Origin of the sequence: Propionivibrio soli (genome assembly GCF_025770765.1) — a bacterium.
In the GTDB taxonomy this organism is placed as follows: Bacteria; Pseudomonadota; Gammaproteobacteria; order Burkholderiales; family Rhodocyclaceae; genus Propionivibrio; species Propionivibrio soli.
The window spans coordinates 209364-227473 of sequence record NZ_JANZKY010000009.1 but is presented as its reverse complement, the minus strand read 5'-3'; the positions used below and the strand labels follow the sequence as shown (position 1 = coordinate 227473).

The following is an 18110-nucleotide window of genomic DNA, read 5'->3' as shown; positions in this document are numbered from 1 at the left end:
GCGTGACGTCGCGACCGTCGAACTTCACGGTGCCCTGCGAGGGCGCCACCAAGCCCGACATGATGTTGAGCATCGTCGTCTTGCCGCAGCCCGACGGCCCGAGCAACGCATACGCTCCCCCGTCTTCGAACGTGATATTCAGTGGAAGTAGTGCGTAGTCGCTTTCGTCGCGTGGATCGGCTTTGTAAGAATGCGCGAGCTCAAGTTCGATACGCGCCATATCAGCGTCCTCCGCGGCGCCGAGGAGATAACAGCAGCGAACCGGAGGCGTCGAATAGGTAAATCTGCGCCGGGTCGAAGTACAGTTGGACGGGTGTTCCCAACTCGAAATAATGCACACCGGTGAGTTGAGCGACGACTTCGCCCACCGGAGTCGCGAGATGAACGAAGGTATCCGAGCCTGAGATTTCCGCTAGTTCAACCTTGCCGGGCAAGGTAACGTCGCCTTGCCGGGCCTGTACCCTCAACGCACTCGCGCGTATGCCGACGGTCAACCGTTGCGACGCATCGCCCGGCAACGCCACGCCGAGTACGGGGCCGTCTTGCAATTGGACACCCGACTCGCAGCGAACGCCGGGGAGCAGATTCATGGGCGGATCGCTGAACGCCCGAGCAACGCGCAGCGATTTAGGGTGGTTGAATACCTCCGCCGTCGGCCCGTACTGGAGCAACTCTCCTGCGTCGAGTACCGCCGTATAACCGCCCAGCAGCAAGGCTTCGCTGGGCTCCGTCGTCGCATAGACCACTGTCGAGTTGCCTTCAGCGAACAAGGCGGTCAACTCGTCACGCAGTTCTTCGCGCAACTTGTAGTCGAGGTTGACCAGCGGCTCGTCGAGGAGCATCAGGGGCGCGCCCTTCGCCAGCGCCCGTGCTAACGCGACACGTTGCTGCTGCCCGCCGGAGAGCTCGGCTGGGTAGCGGTCGAGAAAAGTTTCGATGTGGAGCTTTGCCGCCAGTTCGCGCACCCGATTGGCGACGTTTTTTTCGCCCCGCAGCTTCAACGGCGAAGCGATGTTGTCGAAGACCCTCAGCGACGCGTAGTTGATGAATTGCTGGTACACCATCGCGACATTGCGCTCGCGGACAGGAACGCCGACGACATCACGCCCGTCGACGCTCACCCGCCCTGCGGATGGCGCATCGAGTCCGGCCATGACGCGCATGAGGCTGGTTTTGCCCGCCTGCGTCGCGCCGAGGAGCACAGTCACGGCATTTGTGCTCGGCGCGATGGTCATATCGTGCAACCAAGTCTCCGGACCGACCGTCTTGCTGACGTTTTCCAGAATCAACTGCATGACTCCACCCTTTGTCGTTGGTCTTCAACGTGTCGCGCTGCCCATCCACAAAGAACTGATACCAGCTTCCGCCTCCACGCCACCACGCTGTGATGTGAGGCAGCAACAACGGATCGCTCCTCAAGAGCGAGTCGGTGCCCGGAAGAAGACAATCAGAAAGCGATTTCGCATGAACGTTCAATCGAACTTCGAATTCACTATTCGAACGCGCGTTCGATCTTCGTCCCGGTCCAGAGGCCCGTTGGCAGAGTTCGTTTCTGTTTGTTTCCAGATGCTCTCAGCCCCGGAGCCGATGAGAGCAACTTGCAGTCGACACGCGGAAGGGCGTCGAACGAAACCAGGGGTTCGAACTCGTGGGCGCTCGAGGGAAGTGGACCGCGAACCAGGAAGGGTATTGAGGCGGCGTGGTCCCGGGCTTGGCTTGGCTTCGCCAACCATGGCCACCCGGGAGGGTAGGAAAGTATGCGAAGGGTGAAAAAAAACGCCAACCGATCTGGTTGGCGTTTTTGGAGCGGACTCGCTTCCGGCAAGCGGCGTGTAGCGAGTACCTACACGGTCGTTTGCGTCGTTTCGTTCAGAACCCGAGGCCGAGAAGCAGCGCCGCCGAGATGATCGTGGCGACCAGCGGGCCACCGTAGCAAATCAGACGAGCGAAAAAGCCAGGGTGGATCCCGATTTCATGCAGCGAGTGGAATATCCGGTGACCGGCATGCCAGAGCATCAGGGCGATGACGACGAAGATGAAGCCCTTGCCGATGAAGTTCTGCGCAAAAGCGAGCATCTTCGGATAGCTCATCGTATTGGCCGGCAACAGCAACCCCATCGGAACCGCGATGCCGGTGATGAAGACGAGCATCGTTCCGAATAGCGCGGCGATCATGCCGCCGGCGCCAAACAGACCCCAGAAGATCGGTGCGTTCGAACGCTTACGATTGATCATGCTGCAATCCTCCAAACCAGACCAAGCAACACCAGCGACGCGACGATGGCCGCCGTCCAGCCGGTGCCGACGACTACGCCCGGCTCAACCCGCTTGCCGTTGACGATCATTGGGGGCATCGTCAGCGGGAACAGCTTGAACCACGTGAAGGCGTGATAAGCGATGGCAACCAGGAAAACGAGATGGACAACGATCGACAGCGGGCTCTTCAGCGCTTCGAGAAAACCGTTCCACGCCGCCTCGCCCTGGCTCAACCGGAGCAAGCCGACGAGCAGAACGATCGCGTAAGCGGCGACAAAGAACGCCGTGCTCTCGTGAACCATGTACTCGACGTAGTAGGGATTCTTCTTCCACCATCCGTCCATTGAACGGACATAAGGACGACGCTTGCTCACTTGGAACCCCCTTTCGGCGACAGGAAGCGCAGGAAGTAATCCTTCGCTGCATTGATCTTGTTGACGTTAACCGCGTTGCCCGGGTCGACATGCTTCGGACAGACTTCTGAACAGTAGCCGACGGCGCTGCAGTTGTAGACGCCGTCCATGGAGGCGAGCAATTCCATGCGCTGATCCTGGCCACCGTCACGCGAGTCCATGTTGTAGCGATGCGCGAGAGCGATGACGGCCGGCCCAAGGAAGTTCTGGTTGAGACCGACTTGCGGGCATGCGGCATAGCACAACGTGCAGTTGATGCACGAGGTGTACTGGATGTACTCGGCGAACTGGGCGGGCGACTGAATGTACTCGCCTTGCTCGACGGTCCGCGGTTCCTTCGGAATGATGTAGGGCTGGATCGCTTCGAGTTTCTCGATGAAGCTCGACAGATCGACGACGAGATCCTTCTCGATCGGGAAGTTGGCGAGCGCTTCAATCGTGATCCGGTTCGGATAGTAGTCGCGGATGAAGGTCTCGCACGACAGCTTAGGAACGCCGTTGATCATCATGCCGCAGCTGCCGCAGATCGCCATCCGGCACGACCAGCGGAAGGTCAGCGAGCCATCGAAGTTGTCCTTGATGTATTGCGCACCCTGCAACACCGACATGTCGTCGGTGAAGGGAACCTTGTATATCTCGGAATGCGGGGCTTGGTCCGACTCCGGCAGGTAGCGCAAGACCTCGATTTCAATGATTTTTTGCTCAGACATGGGATTCTTTCCTTTCCTGGTCTGCTTTTTCGCCGGCAGCGCCATAGACGCGAGCTGCCGGTGGGGACTTGGTGATCTTCACGTCGCCATAGGTTATGCGCGGCGCGCTGCCCGGCACGTAGTACGCGTCAGAATGCTTCAGGAAGTTGACGTCATCGCGCTTGGTGTAGGCACCGTCCGGACCGTCGAGACGCTGGTGCGCGCCGCGCGATTCTTTGCGGTTGACCGCCGAGTGCGCCATCGCCTGCGCCACGTCGAGCTGGTAATCGAGCTCGATGGCCATCAGCCAATCGGTGTTCCACACGCTGCTCTTGTCGTCGAGGTTGATGTTCTTGAAACGTTCACGCAGCTGGGTGAGCTTGTCGCAGGTCGCCTGCATGGTGTCTTCGACGCGGTAGATGCCGCACCCGTCTTCCATCGACTTGACCATCTCCTTGCGAATCGTCGAGATGCGCTCGGTGCCGCCGGTCTTGGTCTTCAGCGCCATGACACGCTGCTCGGCAGCCTGCGCCTGCTTGAGCAGACTGGCCGAATTGCCCGGTCCAGTAGACTTGGCGCGGGCGGCCGCTTCATCGCCGGCCTTCTTGCCGAATACCAGGAGTTCGGTCAGCGAGTTCGAACCGAGGCGGTTGGCGCCGTGGATACCCACGCTCGCACATTCGCCGATCGCGTAGAGCCCCGGCAACGACGTTTCGCAATTGCCGTCGACGCGAACGCCGCCCATCGTGTAGTGGACGCCTGGACGCACCGGGATCGGTTCCTTGGCCGGGTCGATACCCATGAAGGTTTCGGCCATCTCGTAGATCAGCGGCAGACGCTCATGCAGATAGGCTTCGCCGAGGTGACGCAGGTCGAGATGGACCACTGAACCGAGCACCGGGTGCTCGATCGTGCGGCCCTTCTGCTGTTCATACCAGAAGGCTTGGCTCAGACGATCGCGCGGGCCGAGTTCCATGTACTTGTTCTTCGGCTTGTCCTGTAGCGGTCCCAGACCGTAGTCCTGCAGGTAACGGTAGCCGTCCTTGTTCACCAGGTAACCGCCTTCTCCGCGGCAGGCTTCGGTAAAGAGCAGCCCGGTGATCGGCATACAGGTCGGGTGGTACTGCACGAACTCCATGTCGCGCAACGCGACGCCGTGACGGAAGGCCAGCGCCATACCGTCGCCGGTGACGATGCCGCCCAGCGTGCTTTCACGGAACACGCGCCCGGCGCCGCCCGTGGCGAGAATGACCGACTTGCCTTCGATCATAGTGAACTCACCAGTCGCCATCTCGATGGCGACGACACCCTGAACGCGCCCATCCTCCTCGAGCAGGTCGACGCAGAAATATTCGTCGAAGCGCTTGATCGAGGGATACTTGATCGAAGTCTGAAACAGGGTATGCAGGATGTGGAAACCGGATTTGTCGGCCGCGAACCAGGTCCGCTGAATCTTCATGCCGCCGAATGGGCGAACGTTGACGTGGCCGTCGGGTGTGCGGCTCCACGGACATCCCCAGTGCTCGAGGCGGGTCAGTTCGACCGGCGCCTGATGCACGAAGTACTCGACGACGTCCTGCTCGCATAGCCAGTCACCGCCGCCTACTGTGTCATGGAAGTGATAATCGAAGCTGTCGTCCGGGCGCTTGACGCCCGCCGCACCGCCTTCGGCCGCCACGGTGTGGCTGCGCATCGGATAGACCTTCGATACCAGGGCGATCTTTAATGACGGATCGGATTCAGCGACGGCAATTGCTGCACGTAAGCCGGCGCCCCCCCCTCCCACGATGACTACGTCCGCTTTGTAGATTTCCACGCTCAATCCTTTCTCGCTTTACGCGAACTCAGCTACGATTAGCGCACTGTGACCCCGCCAGAGCGCTTCCCGACGGTGCTCTATGCTCAACAGCCCGCGATTATGGCGTCTTTTTCATTGTCCGACAACTTGGGATGGCCGCAAGCCAAGAGGCGCGGCCCCTTCCTGCCGGACAAGAAACCGGGATGTTTTGAGCGCATCGAGCGCCTGCAATAGAGCCGTTGCGCGGCGGAAAACCGCGAGTCAAGAGAGAAAGAGTACCGACTTGGCGTTGCTTGTCGTCATGGCGGCCACTTCGGCGGTTTCTATGCCGCGCAAGTCCGCCAGCGCCTCAGCGATGCGAGGCAGCTCAGCCGGGCTGTTGCGACCTCTGCCGATCCACGCCGGAGGGATATCGGGAGCGTCGGTTTCGAGTACGAGCGCTTCGAGGGGTAAATCTGCCGCCAGGGTGCGAAGGCGGGTGGCACGGGGATACGTCATTGCGCCGCCAAAACCCAGCTTGAAACCCAGCGCGAGAAATTGGTCCGCCTGTTGCCGGCTGCCATTGAATGCGTGGGCAATTCCTCCGCGCACCCCGACACGCCGTAAGCATTTGAGCACTTGATCTATCGCGCGCCGAACATGCAACAGCACAGGAAGGTCGAAGTCACGGGCGATTTTCAATTGCTCGATGAAGAATCTCTCTTGGCGGGCAACGTCGACCCCAGGCACGTAGTAATCGAGTCCGATTTCCCCTACGGCGACGGGGCGCAATGCCCCGCTCTCTTCGCATCGCAACCAGTCGCGCAAGCGCAGGAGGTCGTCATCGAGCGCTTGTTCTATGTAGAGAGGATGGATCCCGTAGGCAATCCGGCAGTGCGAGTAGCACTCGGCACATGCCCGAACTACCGTGAAGTTGCTCGCCGCGACGGACGGAACAACGATCGTACCCACGCCGACATGCCGGGCCGCAGCGGCAACCCCGTCGCGGTCATCGGCAAACTCGCCGGCATCGAGATGGCAATGGGTGTCGATCAAAAGCGTTGCGGGCATGCAGACCTCCTGGCCATTTCGTGTCTTCGCTGCCCGCCCACCACGTGCTTGCAGATCGCCATTCCCGCGTAACGTGCGCGAGAAGGTTGGTCACATCGCGCGCAGAGGAACCTCCGGCTTTCGGCCCGCGACAATGTCCGCAAGCGCCGTCCCCGAGCCGCAGGCCATCGTCCAGCCCAGCGTTCCGTGGCCCGTATTGAGGAACAGGTTGGGTATTCCGCTACGCCCGATGTAGGGGACATTGGACGGCGTTGACGGACGCAGACCGCACCAGAACTCGGGCTTTCCTGCGGGGCGAAGTTCGGGGAAAAGTTCATGCGTCCGCGACATGAGCGCCTCGCACCGTACTTGATTGAGTTCGGTGTTGTAGCCATTGAACTCTGCCGTGCCGGCGATGCGCAACCGCTGCCCGAGGCGGGAGAACACAAGCTTGTGGCCGTCGTCGGTCATGGCGACAGTCGGCGCGACGCTGGATTCGCCGAGCGGGACGGTCGCCGAATAGCCTTTGGCCGGATAAACCGGCAGGCGGATTCCCAAAGGTCGGACCATGCGGGGGGAGTAGCTGCCCAGAGCAACAACGTATGCATCAGCGCTGATCGTCTCGTCTCCGCGAGGCGTTTTAGCGATGACGCCTCCGACACCGCTACCGTCGGTGGCTAACCGCTCAACCGATACGCCGTAGCGGAATTTCACCCCTTTGCTTTCGCATAGTTCCGCCAGCTTACGGGTGAAGCATTGAGCGTCTCCCGATTCATCAGCCACGGTATAGTCCCCGCCGACAAGGAGTGGCCGTGCCGCCTTCAGCGCCGGCTCGATCGCAACGCATTCGTCCGCATCCACGGTGCGCCGGTCACAGCCAAACTCGCGCAAGACCTTGGAAGCCTCCACCGCGGACGCGAACTCTTTCGGGTCCGTGTACACATGAAGAATGCCGCGTTCGAGGTGGTCGTACTCGATCGCCGTTTCTTGCCGCAGCGCCTTGAGCTGCTCCCGGCTATAGAGCGCCAGGGTCACGATGTCCCGAATGTTCGACCGCGTGCGGCCCGGCGTGCATTCGCGCAGAAAGCGCACGCTCCAGTCGAAAAGCGCCGTATCCCAGCGCAGACGGAAAAGTAGCGGCGCATCCTCGCGGCCGAACCACGACAGCGCACGGGCGGGGGCATGCGGGTTGGACCAGGGTTCCGCGTGGGAAACCGAAATCTGGCCGCCGTTGGCGAAACTGGTTTCAAGACCGGCGCCAGGCTGGCGATCGACAACAGTTACTTCGTGCCCATCTTTGGCGAGGTACCACGCACTGCTGACGCCGACGACGCCGGCGCCAAGAATCAAGACTTTCAAAACTACTCCTGTTCGCGGACGATACGCACCACATCGGGAATGCGGCGCAGACTGCGCATGAGCGCAGCGAGGTGGGGACGACCGGAAACCTGAACGAGGAAATGCAGGTCGATAAAGAGACCGGGTTTCTTGCCGTCCATGTTGACATGTTCGATGTTCGCGCCGGCTTGCGAAATGCCGGTCGCAACCCGCCCAAGGAGTCCGCGGACCTTCTTGGCCGTCACCCGGATGCGGACGTCGAAACACTGATCGGGATCAGGCTCCCACTCAACGTTGATCCAGTTTTGCGGCTCGGTCGTGCGGGATTTTCGGGTTGCCTGGCAGGCATGCGTATGGATACGCAGGCCCTGGCCGTTGCGAAGCAGGCCGACGATCGGGTCACCCGGGATCGGCTGGCAACACGGCGCCAGCTGCACCGCCATGCCCTCGGTACCCCGGATCACCAACGGCTTCGATTCGCTGACTTCGTTCTGCGGCACCTCGTCATTGGCTACCAGGCGGCGAGCGAAGACGGCGGCCAAACTGCGGCCGAGGCCGATGTCGGTGAGGATTTCGCGCCGGGATTTCTTTCCCGAGTCGCGGATCACGCGCTCCCAGACGGCCGCTGGAATTTCCGACGGCACTACGCCCAGGGCTTGTAGCTCCTGATTGAGCATGTTCTCGCCCAACGCGCTCGAACTGTCCTGCTGGATGGCCTTCAGGAACTGACGGATCTTGCTGCGCGCCCGGCTCGTTTTCACGTAATTCAGCCATGCCGGATTCGGGTTGGCGTGCGGGGCGGTGATGATCTCGACCTGGTTGCCGTTGTTCAACTCCGCAGACAGAGGAATCAACTCGTGGTCGATGCGCGCCGCCACGCAGCGGTGGCCAATGTCGGTATGCACCGCATAGGCAAAGTCGATGACTGTCGCACCGCGCGGCAATGCAAGAATTTTTCCCTTCGGCGTGAAGACGTACACCTCGTCCGGGAAGAGGTCGACTTTCACGTGCTCGAGGAACTCCGACGAGTCGCCGCTCGCGCCTTGCAGTTCAAGGAGCGATTGCAGCCACTTGTGCGTCTTCACCTGCAAGTCGGCGCCGCTTTCCTCGCTGTCCTTATACAGCCAGTGCGAGGCGATCCCCTCCTCGGCGAGGTGGTGCATGCTCTGCGTGCGGATCTGGATTTCGATCGGCGTCCCGTACGGCCCGATCAGCGTCGTATGCAAGGACTGGTAACCGTTCGCCTTCGGAATCGCGATGTAGTCCTTGAACTTGCCGGGGACGGGCTTGTAGCGCGAGTGCAGCGCACCGAGCGCGAGGTAACAGGTAGGCACGTCGCGCACGATGACGCGAAAGCCGTAGATATCGAGCACCTGCGAGAAGCTCAGGTGCTTGTCGACCATCTTGTGGTAAATCGAGTAGAGGCTCTTCTCGCGGCCGAAGACGCCGGCTTCGATGTTCGACTCCTGCAACTTGCTGCGGATGCCGTCGAGGATTTTCGACAGCAGTTCGCGCCGATTGCCCCTTACCGCCTTGACCGCCCGCGTCAGCACTCGAAAGCGCATCGGATAGATGTGCTTGAACGATAGATCCTGCAACTGGCGGGAAATATTGTTCAGGCCAAGCCGGGTCGCGATCGGCGCATAGATTTCCAGCGTTTCGTGCGCGATCCGGCGCCGCTTGTCAGGCCGCACCGGCGCCATCGTCTGTAGGTTATGACGGCGGTCGGCAAGCTTGATGAGCACGATGCGCAAATCGGTCGCCATGGCCATCAGCATCTTGCGGAAGTTTTCCGCTTGCGCATCCTGGTACGACTGGAACTCGATCCGGTCCAGCTTCGAAAGACCGTCAACGAGATCGGCAACCTGCTTGCCGAAACGCTCCGCGATCTCCGCCTTGGACACCGAAGTATCTTCCATCACGTCGTGCAGTAACGCGGCGATGATGGCGGGCGCATCCATCCGCCATTCGGCGAGCGCCCCGGCCACGGCGAGCGGATGCGTGATGTAGGGTTCTCCCGACAGGCGAGTCTGCCCCTGATGCGCCTTCTCGCCGAAACGATAGGCTGCCAGGACTTGCTCGATCTCCTCGGGCTCGAGGTAGTTGAGGGTGTCTACGAAGACCCGGTACGCCGGATCCTCGTATTCGTAAACGACTTTACCCGGTCCGTTGTGCTCATCAACGCGACCGTCTTGTTCCGTTTCGTTGGCCGTCGGGCCGCTTGTCGAATCGGTGGCCATAGCGTTCGAGTCCACTATCGCTCACCACTCAGTGCTTCTACTCGGTCAAGCGTGGCCGCGGTTGAGGACTTCCAGACCGTACATGCCTTGCGCCAGTTCACGCAATGCGATCACCGTGGGTTTATCGCGATCCGGGTCGACCATCGGCGACGCGCCGGCCGTGATCTGACGGGCGCGGTAGGTGGCCGCCAGCGTCATCTGAAAGCGGTTGGGAATGTTCTCCATGCAGTCGTCTACAGTAATACGTGCCATCGTTCTCTTCTTCCTGAAATCATAGGAGCGCCGCGAACAGCGAGGCGTGCCGCTGACGCTGCGTAGCATAGCGAAGCCGCGAGGCGCGGACGACCGAAAGAAGGTTGTCCAAGGCCTGCCGCAGATCGTCGTTGATAATAACATAGTCGAATTCATCGACATGCCGCATCTCGTCCCGCGCTGCCGCCAGCCGACGGGCGATCGTCTCCTGCGAGTCCGTCCCCCGATCCGCCAGTCGCTCCTTCAGCGTTTCGAGCGAAGGCGGCAGGATGAACACACCGATCGCGTTGGGAAACGCTTTCCGTACCTGCTGCGCGCCCTGCCAATCGATCTCGAGCAGGATGTCGCGTCCGGACATCAGTTCGGACTCAATCCAGCCTTTCGATGTCCCGTAGTAGTTGCCGTGCACCTCAGCCCACTCGAGAAAATCGCCACGGCTCACCATGTCCAAGAACCGGTTAACGTCCACGAAATGGTACTCGCGGCCGTCGGCTTCTCCTGGACGCGGAGCGCGCGTGGTTGTCGAAATGGACACGCGGATACCCGAATCGTTCTCCAACAAGAGGCGAACAAGCGTTGTTTTTCCGGCGCCGGACGGCGCCGCCACAATATAAAGATGACCGTTCATGAGAATGCGGAGATCGTTCCGATGGCGATCGGTCGATTGTAACCCGATGCGGATTGTGGACGCCGGCCGCCGTTCGGGTCAGAATGAATCAGCAGCAAATCCCTGTGCTGATGGAATGAAAAAGATGTTGAGCAAGCCGTTGCGCCTGTTACTCCCCTGCGTGCTGTTCGCTACCGTGTACGGGGCGTCGGCCGCGCCGGTGGTGATCGTCGGTTTCGACGAAATGTCGTGCCAGACCTGGGTCAAATCTAAAGATGACCCCGACCAACGCAAAGAGCTTGTGTCCTGGATTCGCGGCGTATTGACAGGACATAATTACGCAAATCAGAAGCAGCAGGTATCGGCAATGTCTCGCGGAACGGTAGAGAACTTCGTGGACCGTTACTGTGCCGAGAAACCTACGGGTCTTTTCAGCGATGCCGCTTTTCGCATGAGCGATCGCTTCTCGGGACGAAACGACCCGATCGCGAAGTAGTCCCGCCCCGGCAGAAAGGATCTCGCAACGCAGATTGCGGCCTGACAACTTTACCAATCGAGAGTTGACGTCCGATTGGCCCGGCCATAAAGTGATTCCCGTGGCGCCGGCGGTGCCAAAAGCGTCGGCGGCTATTCAGAGTCATCCCTGATGGACAAATACTAGAACGAGGAGGCCCAGTCATGAAACGCAGAACGATGCTCGCAGGTGCCGTCGCTTTAGCCGCCGGCATTATTGTCACTCCCGCCTTGGCGGCGTATCCGGATAAGCCGGTAACAGTCATCTGCCCTTGGACGGCAGGCGGTGGGACGGACGTCCTGCTCCGTGCGCTGGCAAAAGCCGCCGAGAAGCACCTCGGTCAGACGATCAACGTGGTAAACCAAACTGGCGGCGCCGGTGCCATTGGACATAACGCCATTCGTGCCGCGCGCCCGGACGGCTACACACTGGGCATGATCACCTTCGAGCTGAATTCCTTGCCGCCACAGGGCCTCGTTCCCTTCACCTGGAAGGACTTCGACCCGTTGATGCGCATCAATTCGGACCCGGCGGCATTGACGGTACGCCAAGACGCTCCATACAACACCGTGCGCGGCTTCATGGACTACGCGAAGGCACACCCGGGTGAAATCACCATCGGTAACTCTGCGCCGGGATCCGTATGGCATATTGCGGCGGGTCTGGCGGCGGAAAAGACCGGTGTCCAGGTCAAGCACGTTCCGTTCGACGGTGCACAACCGGCGGTCACAGCGCTGGTAGGTGGCCACATCAAGGCGGTTGCCGTGTCGGTTGCTGAAGTGAAAGGTCAGGTGCAAGCCGGCAACTTGAAGCTTCTTGGCGTCATGTCGGCCGATCGCGACAAGATCTTCCCAGACGTTCCGACGTTCAAGGAGCAGGGCGTCGACGTGCAGTTCTACACCTGGCGCGGTCTCGGCCTGCCGAAGGGCGTTCCGGCACCTATCAAGACAAAGCTGGCGGACGCGTTCAAGAAAGCGTACGACTCGCCGGAATTCCAGGAATTTGCAGCGAAGGCATCGCTCAATCTGGCTTACCAAAACAGTGCTGATTTCACGAAGTTCCTCGATCAGAACTACAAAGACGTCGAGGCTGTGATGAAGAGCCTCGGACTCGCCAAGAAGTAACGGCAGTTATCCGGGAAAGGGCGGCCTCGTTGGCCGCCCTTTTTGTCTAGGTAGATAAAGCTTCAGCGCTGGGAGAGTTGCGCAACCATGAAGATCGCAGATATCGTCGGCGGGCTCGTCGGCATCCTGATCGGCTTGTATGCCATATGGGAAGGCACGAAGATGCCAACCGACGTGGTGATGAAAATCGGCCCGAGTTTCTTTCCGAATTTTTTGGCTGGGTTCCTGATCCTCTTCAGCGTGGTGCTCGTCATTAACGCGGTGCGCGGAAAGAGCAAAGGAACCGTTGAACCGATGCGCTTGGCAGACAAAGGCGTGCAACGCGGCCTGATAACGCTCGCGGCGTCTTTGGTGTTCTGCGTCATCCTCGAGCCCGTTGGCTTCATTCCCTCCTCCATCGCGTTCCTCGCCTTCATGATGGTCGTCATGGGCAAGCGCAAACCGATTCCTATTCTGATCGCTCCACCGCTTATCACGGTCAGCGTCTGGCTGGTGTTCGAGAAGATTCTCAACCTTTCAATGCCGGCCGGTCTCCTGGCCGACATGCTGTAGCCGGAGATCCGCCATGGAATTCAACTGGGGCTTGATGTTTTCGAGCTACGCGGCAGTATTCACGCCGGGCATTCTGTTCATGATCTGCGTCGGCACGACGGCCGGGATCGTCATCGGCGCTTTGCCAGGTCTTACCGCCACGATGGGGGTCGCGTTGCTGGTTCCCCTCACTTTCGGGCGCCCGCCACTGGAAAGCCTGTCCATGCTGATGGGCATCTACTGCGGCGCGATGTATGGCGGCGCCATTTCCGCGATTCTCATCCGTACCCCGGGTACCCCGGCCGCTGCAGCGACCGTAATGGAAGGCTATCCCATGGCCAAACGCGGGGAAGCGGGCCGTGCCATGGCGATGGCACTCTTCGCGTCATTCTTCGGTGGGGTCGTGGGCGCGGTCATCATGACTTTCGCATCGCCCTTCATATCGAGCATTGCGCTTGAGTTCGGGCCTGTGGAATATTTTGCGCTCGCGATTTTCGGGCTCTCCGTCATCATCTCCATCTCTGGGCGGTCCTTGATCAAAGGGATGATGGCCGGCTTTTTCGGTCTGCTCATCTCGGCGATCGGGTTCGATCCGATTTCGGGCTTCCCGCGCTTTACCTTCGGCATGGTGGAAATGATGGAAGGTCCCCCCTTCATTCCCACCCTGATCGGCTTGTTCGCGGTTTCGGAAGTCTTCAACGAGGTCCAGAAGTCCGGCGTCACACAACAGGTAAAAGCCAAGCTGGACCAGTATCTTCCGAGCTGGCAGGACATCAAGTACTGCTTCAGGGAACTCTGCCGGTCGAGCATCATCGGTACCGTCATCGGCGCCATCCCGGGTGCCGGCGGCGACATCGCGGCTTTCATCTCTTACGGCGAAGCCAAGCGCGCCTCCAAGAACCCGGAACGCTACGGACACGGCGAGATCGAAGGGCTGGCCGCCAGCGAGTGCGCGAACAACTCGTGCTCAGGCGGCGCAATGATTCCGTTGCTTTCGCTCGGCGTGCCGGGCGACGCGGTCACTGCCGTCCTGCTCGGAGCGTTCGTGATTCAGGGATTGCAACCCGGCCCCATGCTGTACAAGGAACACATCGACATCGTCTATCAGATTTTCGCGTCGATGATGCTCGCCCAGTTCGCCATGCAGTTCATCGGCATGGCCGGCATCCAGCTCTTCGCCCGAGTGATCATGGTGGATCGGGCGATCCTGACGCCGGCGATCTTCGTGCTCTCGGTTGTCGGCGCGTTCGCGATGCGTAGCAACATCTTCGACGTCTACACGACCCTGGCGTTCGGTATTCTGGGTTACGTGATGACGCGCTACGACTACCCGCTGTCGCCGATCCTTCTCGCTCTCATCCTGGGCCCGATGGCGGAAGCGAACCTTCGCCGCGCGATGGTTATCTCCGGCGGCGACCCGTCGATCCTGGTAAGCCGTCCGATTGCGATCGGCCTCATGGTACTGGCGGTCATCTCGCTGATCCTGTCGATCCGGGGGCACCAGAAGGTTGAAGCACGAATGGCGGAGATGGAGGCACAGTTCGAAAAAGCCGTCGCCGATTGAGCTCGGACCGGCCAATCTTCGGGAGTCATCAAAAAAAATAAAGCGCGGAACTCCGCGCTTTATTTTTTCGCGAATGCGAGTGCTGCTTACTCGAGGTTCTGCACTTGCTCGCGCATCTGTTCGATCAACAGCTTCAATTCCATTGCTGTCTGCGACACCTCGGCAACCACGGATTTCGAGCCAAGCGTGTTTGCCTCGCGGTTAAGTTCCTGCATCAGGAAGTCGAGGCGTTTGCCTGTCGAACCGCCGGCTTCTAGAACGCGCTCGACTTCGTCGAGGTGGGTCATCAAGCGAGCGAGTTCTTCTGCAACGTCGATGCGCACGGCGAAAACGGCGACTTCCTGACGTATCCGATCGTCGTCGGCGCTGCCGATCGCCTCGACCAGACGCTGTTTCAGCTTTTCCTGGAATGCCCCCTGTGCCACCGGAATCCTCGGCTCCACTTCCCGCACGAGCGCACGCATGCGGGCGACGCGTTCGCCAATGACGGCGGCGAGCTTCGCGCCTTCGCGCTGCCGACTCGCCGTGAAATCGTCCAGCGCGTTTTTCGCAAGATCGAGACACGCGGGAGCCAGCGTCTCGATATCGAGCGAATCGTCACCGAACATGCCTGGCCAACGGAGCACGTCGCTCACCGAGAGGCCCGGCGCGTGCGGCAATTCGTTCTTTACCTGCGCTTCGAATGCCTTCAGCCGCTGCAGCAGTTCGGCGTTGAGCAGCGCCGGTTGCGCGCGTGCCGCGACGGCGGTGAACCCCAGCCGGCACTCCAGTTTCCCGCGCGCCAAGCGAGCGGTGAACAGCTCACGCAACGCGGGCTCGACCGAACGCAATTCCTCGCAAATGCGGAATTGGATATCGAGATAGCGCGAGTTCACGCTCTTCAGCTCGATGTGCAAAGCGCCGCGCTCGACATCGAGCGTTCTCGCGGCATAACCCGTCATGCTAAAAATCATGGAGTTCCTGGAGAATGGTTGCATCGGGCGTCCGCTCGGCTTTACAGCCTTGGAACAAACCCCGAAAATGGCCCAAAGAACGCATCATAGCTTCCTTATCGATGACACAACAAGCGAACCACGCCCTGCCGCCCGGTTACCAACTCGATGCTTACCGCATCGAGCATCAGCTCTCCCTTGGCGGGTTTTCGATCGTTTATCTGGCGACCGATGCCGAAGACAAGTTCGTCGCCATCAAGGAGTACCTGCCGAATAGTCTCGCCCTGCGCGGTGAAGGGGAGATCGAACCGGTCATCACCGACGAGCACATGCCAGCGTTCCGCTATGGAATGAAGTGTTTCTTCGAGGAAGGTCGCGCCCTGGCGAAGCTCTCCCATCCCAACGTCGTGCGCGTGCTGAATTTCTTCCGCGCCAACGGGACCGTGTACATGGTGATGGAGTACGAACAGGGACGGACGCTGCAGGAGTTCATCCAGAAGAACCGTACCCTGATCACCGAGAACTTCATCCGCAACGTTTTTACCAAGCTTCTCAATGGGCTGCGTGAAGTTCATTCACACAAGCTGCTGCACCTCGACCTCAAGCCGTCGAACATCTACATGCGCAACGACTACACCCCGGTGCTTATCGACTTCGGCGCCGCGCGACAAACCCTGGCGCGCGACACGCCCATGCTCAAACCCATGTACACACCGGGCTTCGCATCGCCAGAACATTACCGACAGCGCGAACTGCTCGGCCCGTGGAGTGACATCTACAGCGTCGGCGCATCGATGTACGCGTGCTTGGCCGCGACGGCCCCGCAATCTGCCGACAGCCGCCAGGAAAAGGATCGCCTGATTCCGGCGATGGTGCGCTGGGAAGGCCAGTACTCGGACCAGCTGCTCGAAACGATCGATTGGTGTTTGTGCCTAAACCACCTCTATCGCCCGCAAAGCGTCTTCGCATTACAAAAAGCGCTGACCGAGAAAGTAAATAGCAAGCCCAAGGTCGTGGAGAAGAACAATTGGTTAGGCAGTGTGATGGGCCGGTTTACGAGAAAGTCGGGGTTGAAGTGAAGTTCACGATTTACCAGGAAAGTCGCGTCGGTAAGCGCGCGAACAACGAGGACCGCCTGGCGCATTGCTACTCGCGTGACGCTCTCCTGATGCTGATCGCGGACGGCATGGGCGGGCACTACTACGGTGAAGTCGCGGCGCAGATTGCGGTACAGACGCTGGCCGAAGCCTTCCAGCGCATGGCCACGCCAACATTGCGCGATCCGTTCATGTTCCTGCAGACGGAGATGATGAACGCGCACCACGCGATCCTCGATTTCACCGATCTGCATAATTTAAAGGATTCGCCGCGCACCACCTGCGTCGCCTGTTTGGTCCAGGACAATGTCGCCTATTGGGCGCATGCCGGCGATTCCCGCCTCTACCTGATTCGCGCGGGAAAGATCCATGCGCAGACGCGGGACCATTCTCGCGTGCAGCTCCTTATCGATCAGGGAATCATCGAGAAAAGCGAAGCAGCGACGCATCCGGATCGCAACAAGGTCTACAGTTGCCTCGGCGGCCGTCAAATGCCCGAGATCGAGTTCTCGCGCAAGACGCCCCTCGAAGCTGGCGATTCGCTCGTGCTGTGCACTGACGGCGTCTGGGGAAATATCCCCGCCGAGATGCTGATCGCCGCCATGCAGAGCGAGAACCTGATCAAGGCCGTGCCGCTGCTGCTCGACCAGGCGGAAACCCGCGGCGGACCGAATGCCGACAACTTGTCCGTGGTCGCCGTGCGTTGGTCCGACAGTTATGTCGATGAGGGCGAGTCCTCGTCCAGCTTCATCTCGACGCAAACCATGCCGCGCGATACCGTCACCACGCGCCTCGATGCCTTCGGCCGCAATCCGCACTACAAAACCGAACTGTCGGATGAGGAGATCGAAAAGGCGATCGAGGAAATCCAGGCCGCCATCCACAAATACTCGAAGTAGGAATACAGGAAATCCCCATGCGTCCAAGCCAAAGAGAATCCACGCAACTGCGCAATGTCCGCATCACCCGCCGCTTCACCCGCCATGCCGAAGGATCGGTGCTCGTCGAGATGGGCGACACACGGGTTCTGTGCACCGCCAGCGTCGAGGAATTTGTTCCGTCCTTCCTGCGCGGCCAAGGGCAAGGTTGGGTGACTGCCGAATACGGCATGCTGCCGCGCTCGACGCATACGCGTACGGCGCGCGAAGCTGCAAAGGGCAAACAAAGCGGCCGAACGCTTGAAATCCAACGCCTGATCGGGCGTTCGCTGCGCGCCGTGACTGACCTTGCCGCCCTCGGCGAACGGCAGATCACGCTCGATTGCGACGTGCTGCAAGCCGACGGCGGCACCCGTTGCGCTTCGATCACCGGCGCCTGGGTGGCGCTCCATGACGCCTGCGCCGGCCTCGTCGCACGCGGCGTCTTAACGGCGAGCCCGATACGCGACCATGTGGCTGCGGTGTCGGTCGGCATCTACAAAGGAACGCCGGTCCTCGACCTCGACTATGTGGAAGACTCCGATTGCGACACCGACATGAACGTCATCATGACGGGCGCGGGCGGCATCGTCGAGATCCAGGGAACGGCCGAAGGCGAGCCGTTTACCCGGGCACAGATGGATCAATTGGTGGACATGGCCGAGGCCGGCATCCGCGAACTCGTCGCTCGGCAGAAGGAAGCGCTCGCAACTCAATAGTTGGCGTCGCTCCGCCCGCGGCATTGAAGCGGGCGCCGGCATGGTCTGCAACAACCTCCGGGCACCCCATTCCCGCCGAGCGGTCGAAAG

The 18110-nt window shown here is 60.3% G+C and carries 19 protein-coding genes; 7 read left to right on the top strand and 12 right to left on the bottom strand.

The features are described from left to right. The 11 genes from NZ453_RS12685 to gmk all read right to left on the bottom strand — a co-directional run. The coding region (locus NZ453_RS12685) for an ATP-binding cassette domain-containing protein (RefSeq protein ID WP_263770976.1) at nucleotides 1–220 on the bottom strand (220 nt) is incomplete at its 3' end. A 1-nt stretch (nucleotide 221) separates the two neighbouring features. After that, nucleotides 222–1295, bottom strand: coding sequence for an ABC transporter ATP-binding protein (locus tag NZ453_RS12680; protein ID WP_263770975.1), 1074 nt, complete (start codon nucleotides 1293–1295; stop codon nucleotides 222–224). 574 nt (nucleotides 1296–1869) lie between these two features. Continuing rightward, nucleotides 1870–2235, bottom strand: a complete 366-nt coding sequence (frdD, locus tag NZ453_RS12675; protein ID WP_263770974.1) for a fumarate reductase subunit FrdD — start codon at nucleotides 2233–2235, stop codon at nucleotides 1870–1872. Then, entirely contained in the window at nucleotides 2232–2630 is a 399-nt protein-coding gene (locus tag NZ453_RS12670) for a fumarate reductase subunit C (protein ID WP_263770973.1), read from the bottom strand. The genes frdD and NZ453_RS12670 overlap by 4 nt, the downstream gene beginning before the upstream one ends. Further along, entirely contained in the window at nucleotides 2627–3379 is a 753-nt protein-coding gene (locus NZ453_RS12665) for a succinate dehydrogenase/fumarate reductase iron-sulfur subunit (protein ID WP_263770972.1), read from the bottom strand. Before NZ453_RS12665 ends, NZ453_RS12670 begins: the two co-directional genes overlap by 4 nt. Then, nucleotides 3372–5174, bottom strand: coding sequence for a fumarate reductase (quinol) flavoprotein subunit (gene frdA, locus NZ453_RS12660; protein WP_263770971.1), 1803 nt, complete (start codon nucleotides 5172–5174; stop codon nucleotides 3372–3374). The genes NZ453_RS12665 and frdA overlap by 8 nt, the downstream gene beginning before the upstream one ends. Before the next feature lie 243 nt (nucleotides 5175–5417). Next, complete coding sequence (locus tag NZ453_RS12655) at nucleotides 5418–6206, bottom strand: TatD family hydrolase (protein WP_263770970.1); 789 nt, start codon at nucleotides 6204–6206, stop codon at nucleotides 5418–5420. Nucleotides 6207–6296: 90 nt separating this feature from the next. Beyond that, nucleotides 6297–7544, bottom strand: coding sequence for a D-amino acid dehydrogenase (locus tag NZ453_RS12650; RefSeq protein ID WP_263770968.1), 1248 nt, complete (start codon nucleotides 7542–7544; stop codon nucleotides 6297–6299). A gap of 2 nt (nucleotides 7545–7546) precedes the next feature. Then, nucleotides 7547–9778, bottom strand: a complete 2232-nt coding sequence (locus NZ453_RS12645) for a RelA/SpoT family protein (protein WP_263770967.1) — start codon at nucleotides 9776–9778, stop codon at nucleotides 7547–7549. A gap of 30 nt (nucleotides 9779–9808) precedes the next feature. After that, nucleotides 9809–10015 carry a DNA-directed RNA polymerase subunit omega gene (gene rpoZ, locus NZ453_RS12640; protein ID WP_263770966.1) on the bottom strand — a complete coding sequence of 69 codons (207 nt, stop codon included), beginning with the start codon at nucleotides 10013–10015 and terminating at the stop codon, nucleotides 9809–9811. Nucleotides 10016–10034: 19 nt separating this feature from the next. Continuing rightward, entirely contained in the window at nucleotides 10035–10643 is a 609-nt protein-coding gene (gene gmk, locus NZ453_RS12635; RefSeq protein ID WP_263770965.1) for a guanylate kinase, read from the bottom strand. A 46-nt stretch (nucleotides 10644–10689) separates the two neighbouring features. Here gmk and NZ453_RS12630 point away from each other — a divergent pair, with 46 nt between their 5' ends. From NZ453_RS12630 to NZ453_RS12615, 4 genes are all read left to right on the top strand, one after another. Then, a complete protein-coding gene (locus tag NZ453_RS12630; RefSeq protein WP_263770964.1) occupies nucleotides 10690–11118 on the top strand; it encodes a hypothetical protein in 429 nt (142 codons plus the stop codon). 182 nt (nucleotides 11119–11300) lie between these two features. Then, on the top strand, nucleotides 11301–12260 hold the full coding sequence (locus NZ453_RS12625; protein ID WP_263770963.1) for a tripartite tricarboxylate transporter substrate binding protein: 960 nt from the start codon (nucleotides 11301–11303) through the stop codon (nucleotides 12258–12260). 87 nt (nucleotides 12261–12347) lie between these two features. After that, nucleotides 12348–12812, top strand: a complete 465-nt coding sequence (locus NZ453_RS12620; protein WP_263770962.1) for a tripartite tricarboxylate transporter TctB family protein — start codon at nucleotides 12348–12350, stop codon at nucleotides 12810–12812. 13 nt (nucleotides 12813–12825) lie between these two features. Beyond that, on the top strand, nucleotides 12826–14355 hold the full coding sequence (locus NZ453_RS12615) for a tripartite tricarboxylate transporter permease (protein WP_263770961.1): 1530 nt from the start codon (nucleotides 12826–12828) through the stop codon (nucleotides 14353–14355). Nucleotides 14356–14441: 86 nt separating this feature from the next. On the opposite strand, the gene NZ453_RS12610 is transcribed toward NZ453_RS12615, so the two are convergent. Next, nucleotides 14442–15308: a YicC/YloC family endoribonuclease gene (locus NZ453_RS12610; protein WP_263770960.1), complete on the bottom strand. Its 867-nt coding sequence runs from the start codon at nucleotides 15306–15308 to the stop codon at nucleotides 14442–14444. 101 nt (nucleotides 15309–15409) lie between these two features. On the opposite strand from NZ453_RS12610, the gene NZ453_RS12605 reads away from it, so the two are divergent. The 3 genes from NZ453_RS12605 to rph are packed head-to-tail and all read left to right on the top strand — an operon-like array spanning nucleotide 15410 to nucleotide 18020. After that, on the top strand, nucleotides 15410–16366 hold the full coding sequence (locus tag NZ453_RS12605; protein ID WP_263770959.1) for a serine/threonine protein kinase: 957 nt from the start codon (nucleotides 15410–15412) through the stop codon (nucleotides 16364–16366). Continuing rightward, nucleotides 16363–17283 carry a PP2C family protein-serine/threonine phosphatase gene (locus NZ453_RS12600; RefSeq protein ID WP_263770958.1) on the top strand — a complete coding sequence of 307 codons (921 nt, stop codon included), beginning with the start codon at nucleotides 16363–16365 and terminating at the stop codon, nucleotides 17281–17283. The genes NZ453_RS12605 and NZ453_RS12600 overlap by 4 nt, the downstream gene beginning before the upstream one ends. A 17-nt stretch (nucleotides 17284–17300) precedes the next feature. Beyond that, complete coding sequence (gene rph / locus NZ453_RS12595; protein WP_263770957.1) at nucleotides 17301–18020, top strand: ribonuclease PH; 720 nt, start codon at nucleotides 17301–17303, stop codon at nucleotides 18018–18020. Nucleotides 18021–18110: the final 90 nt, after the last annotated feature.

What these genes read in the sequence shown, in the direction of transcription:
- NZ453_RS12680 (WP_263770975.1), bottom strand. Translation starts at nt 1,295, where the DNA reads ATGCAGTTGATTCTGGAAAACGTCAGCAAGACGGTCGGTCCGGAGACT.
- frdD (WP_263770974.1), bottom strand. Translation starts at nt 2,235, where the DNA reads ATGATCAATCGTAAGCGTTCGAACGCACCGATCTTCTGGGGTCTGTTT.
- NZ453_RS12665 (WP_263770972.1), bottom strand. Translation starts at nt 3,379, where the DNA reads ATGTCTGAGCAAAAAATCATTGAAATCGAGGTCTTGCGCTACCTGCCG.
- NZ453_RS12655 (WP_263770970.1), bottom strand. Translation starts at nt 6,206, where the DNA reads ATGCCCGCAACGCTTTTGATCGACACCCATTGCCATCTCGATGCCGGC.
- rpoZ (WP_263770966.1), bottom strand. Translation starts at nt 10,015, where the DNA reads ATGGCACGTATTACTGTAGACGACTGCATGGAGAACATTCCCAACCGC.
- gmk (WP_263770965.1), bottom strand. Translation starts at nt 10,643, where the DNA reads ATGAACGGTCATCTTTATATTGTGGCGGCGCCGTCCGGCGCCGGAAAA.
- NZ453_RS12630 (WP_263770964.1), top strand. Translation starts at nt 10,690, where the DNA reads ATGCGGATTGTGGACGCCGGCCGCCGTTCGGGTCAGAATGAATCAGCA.
- NZ453_RS12625 (WP_263770963.1), top strand. Translation starts at nt 11,301, where the DNA reads ATGAAACGCAGAACGATGCTCGCAGGTGCCGTCGCTTTAGCCGCCGGC.
- NZ453_RS12620 (WP_263770962.1), top strand. Translation starts at nt 12,348, where the DNA reads ATGAAGATCGCAGATATCGTCGGCGGGCTCGTCGGCATCCTGATCGGC.
- NZ453_RS12615 (WP_263770961.1), top strand. Translation starts at nt 12,826, where the DNA reads ATGGAATTCAACTGGGGCTTGATGTTTTCGAGCTACGCGGCAGTATTC.
- NZ453_RS12610 (WP_263770960.1), bottom strand. Translation starts at nt 15,308, where the DNA reads ATGATTTTTAGCATGACGGGTTATGCCGCGAGAACGCTCGATGTCGAG.
- NZ453_RS12605 (WP_263770959.1), top strand. Translation starts at nt 15,410, where the DNA reads ATGACACAACAAGCGAACCACGCCCTGCCGCCCGGTTACCAACTCGAT.
- rph (WP_263770957.1), top strand. Translation starts at nt 17,301, where the DNA reads ATGCGTCCAAGCCAAAGAGAATCCACGCAACTGCGCAATGTCCGCATC.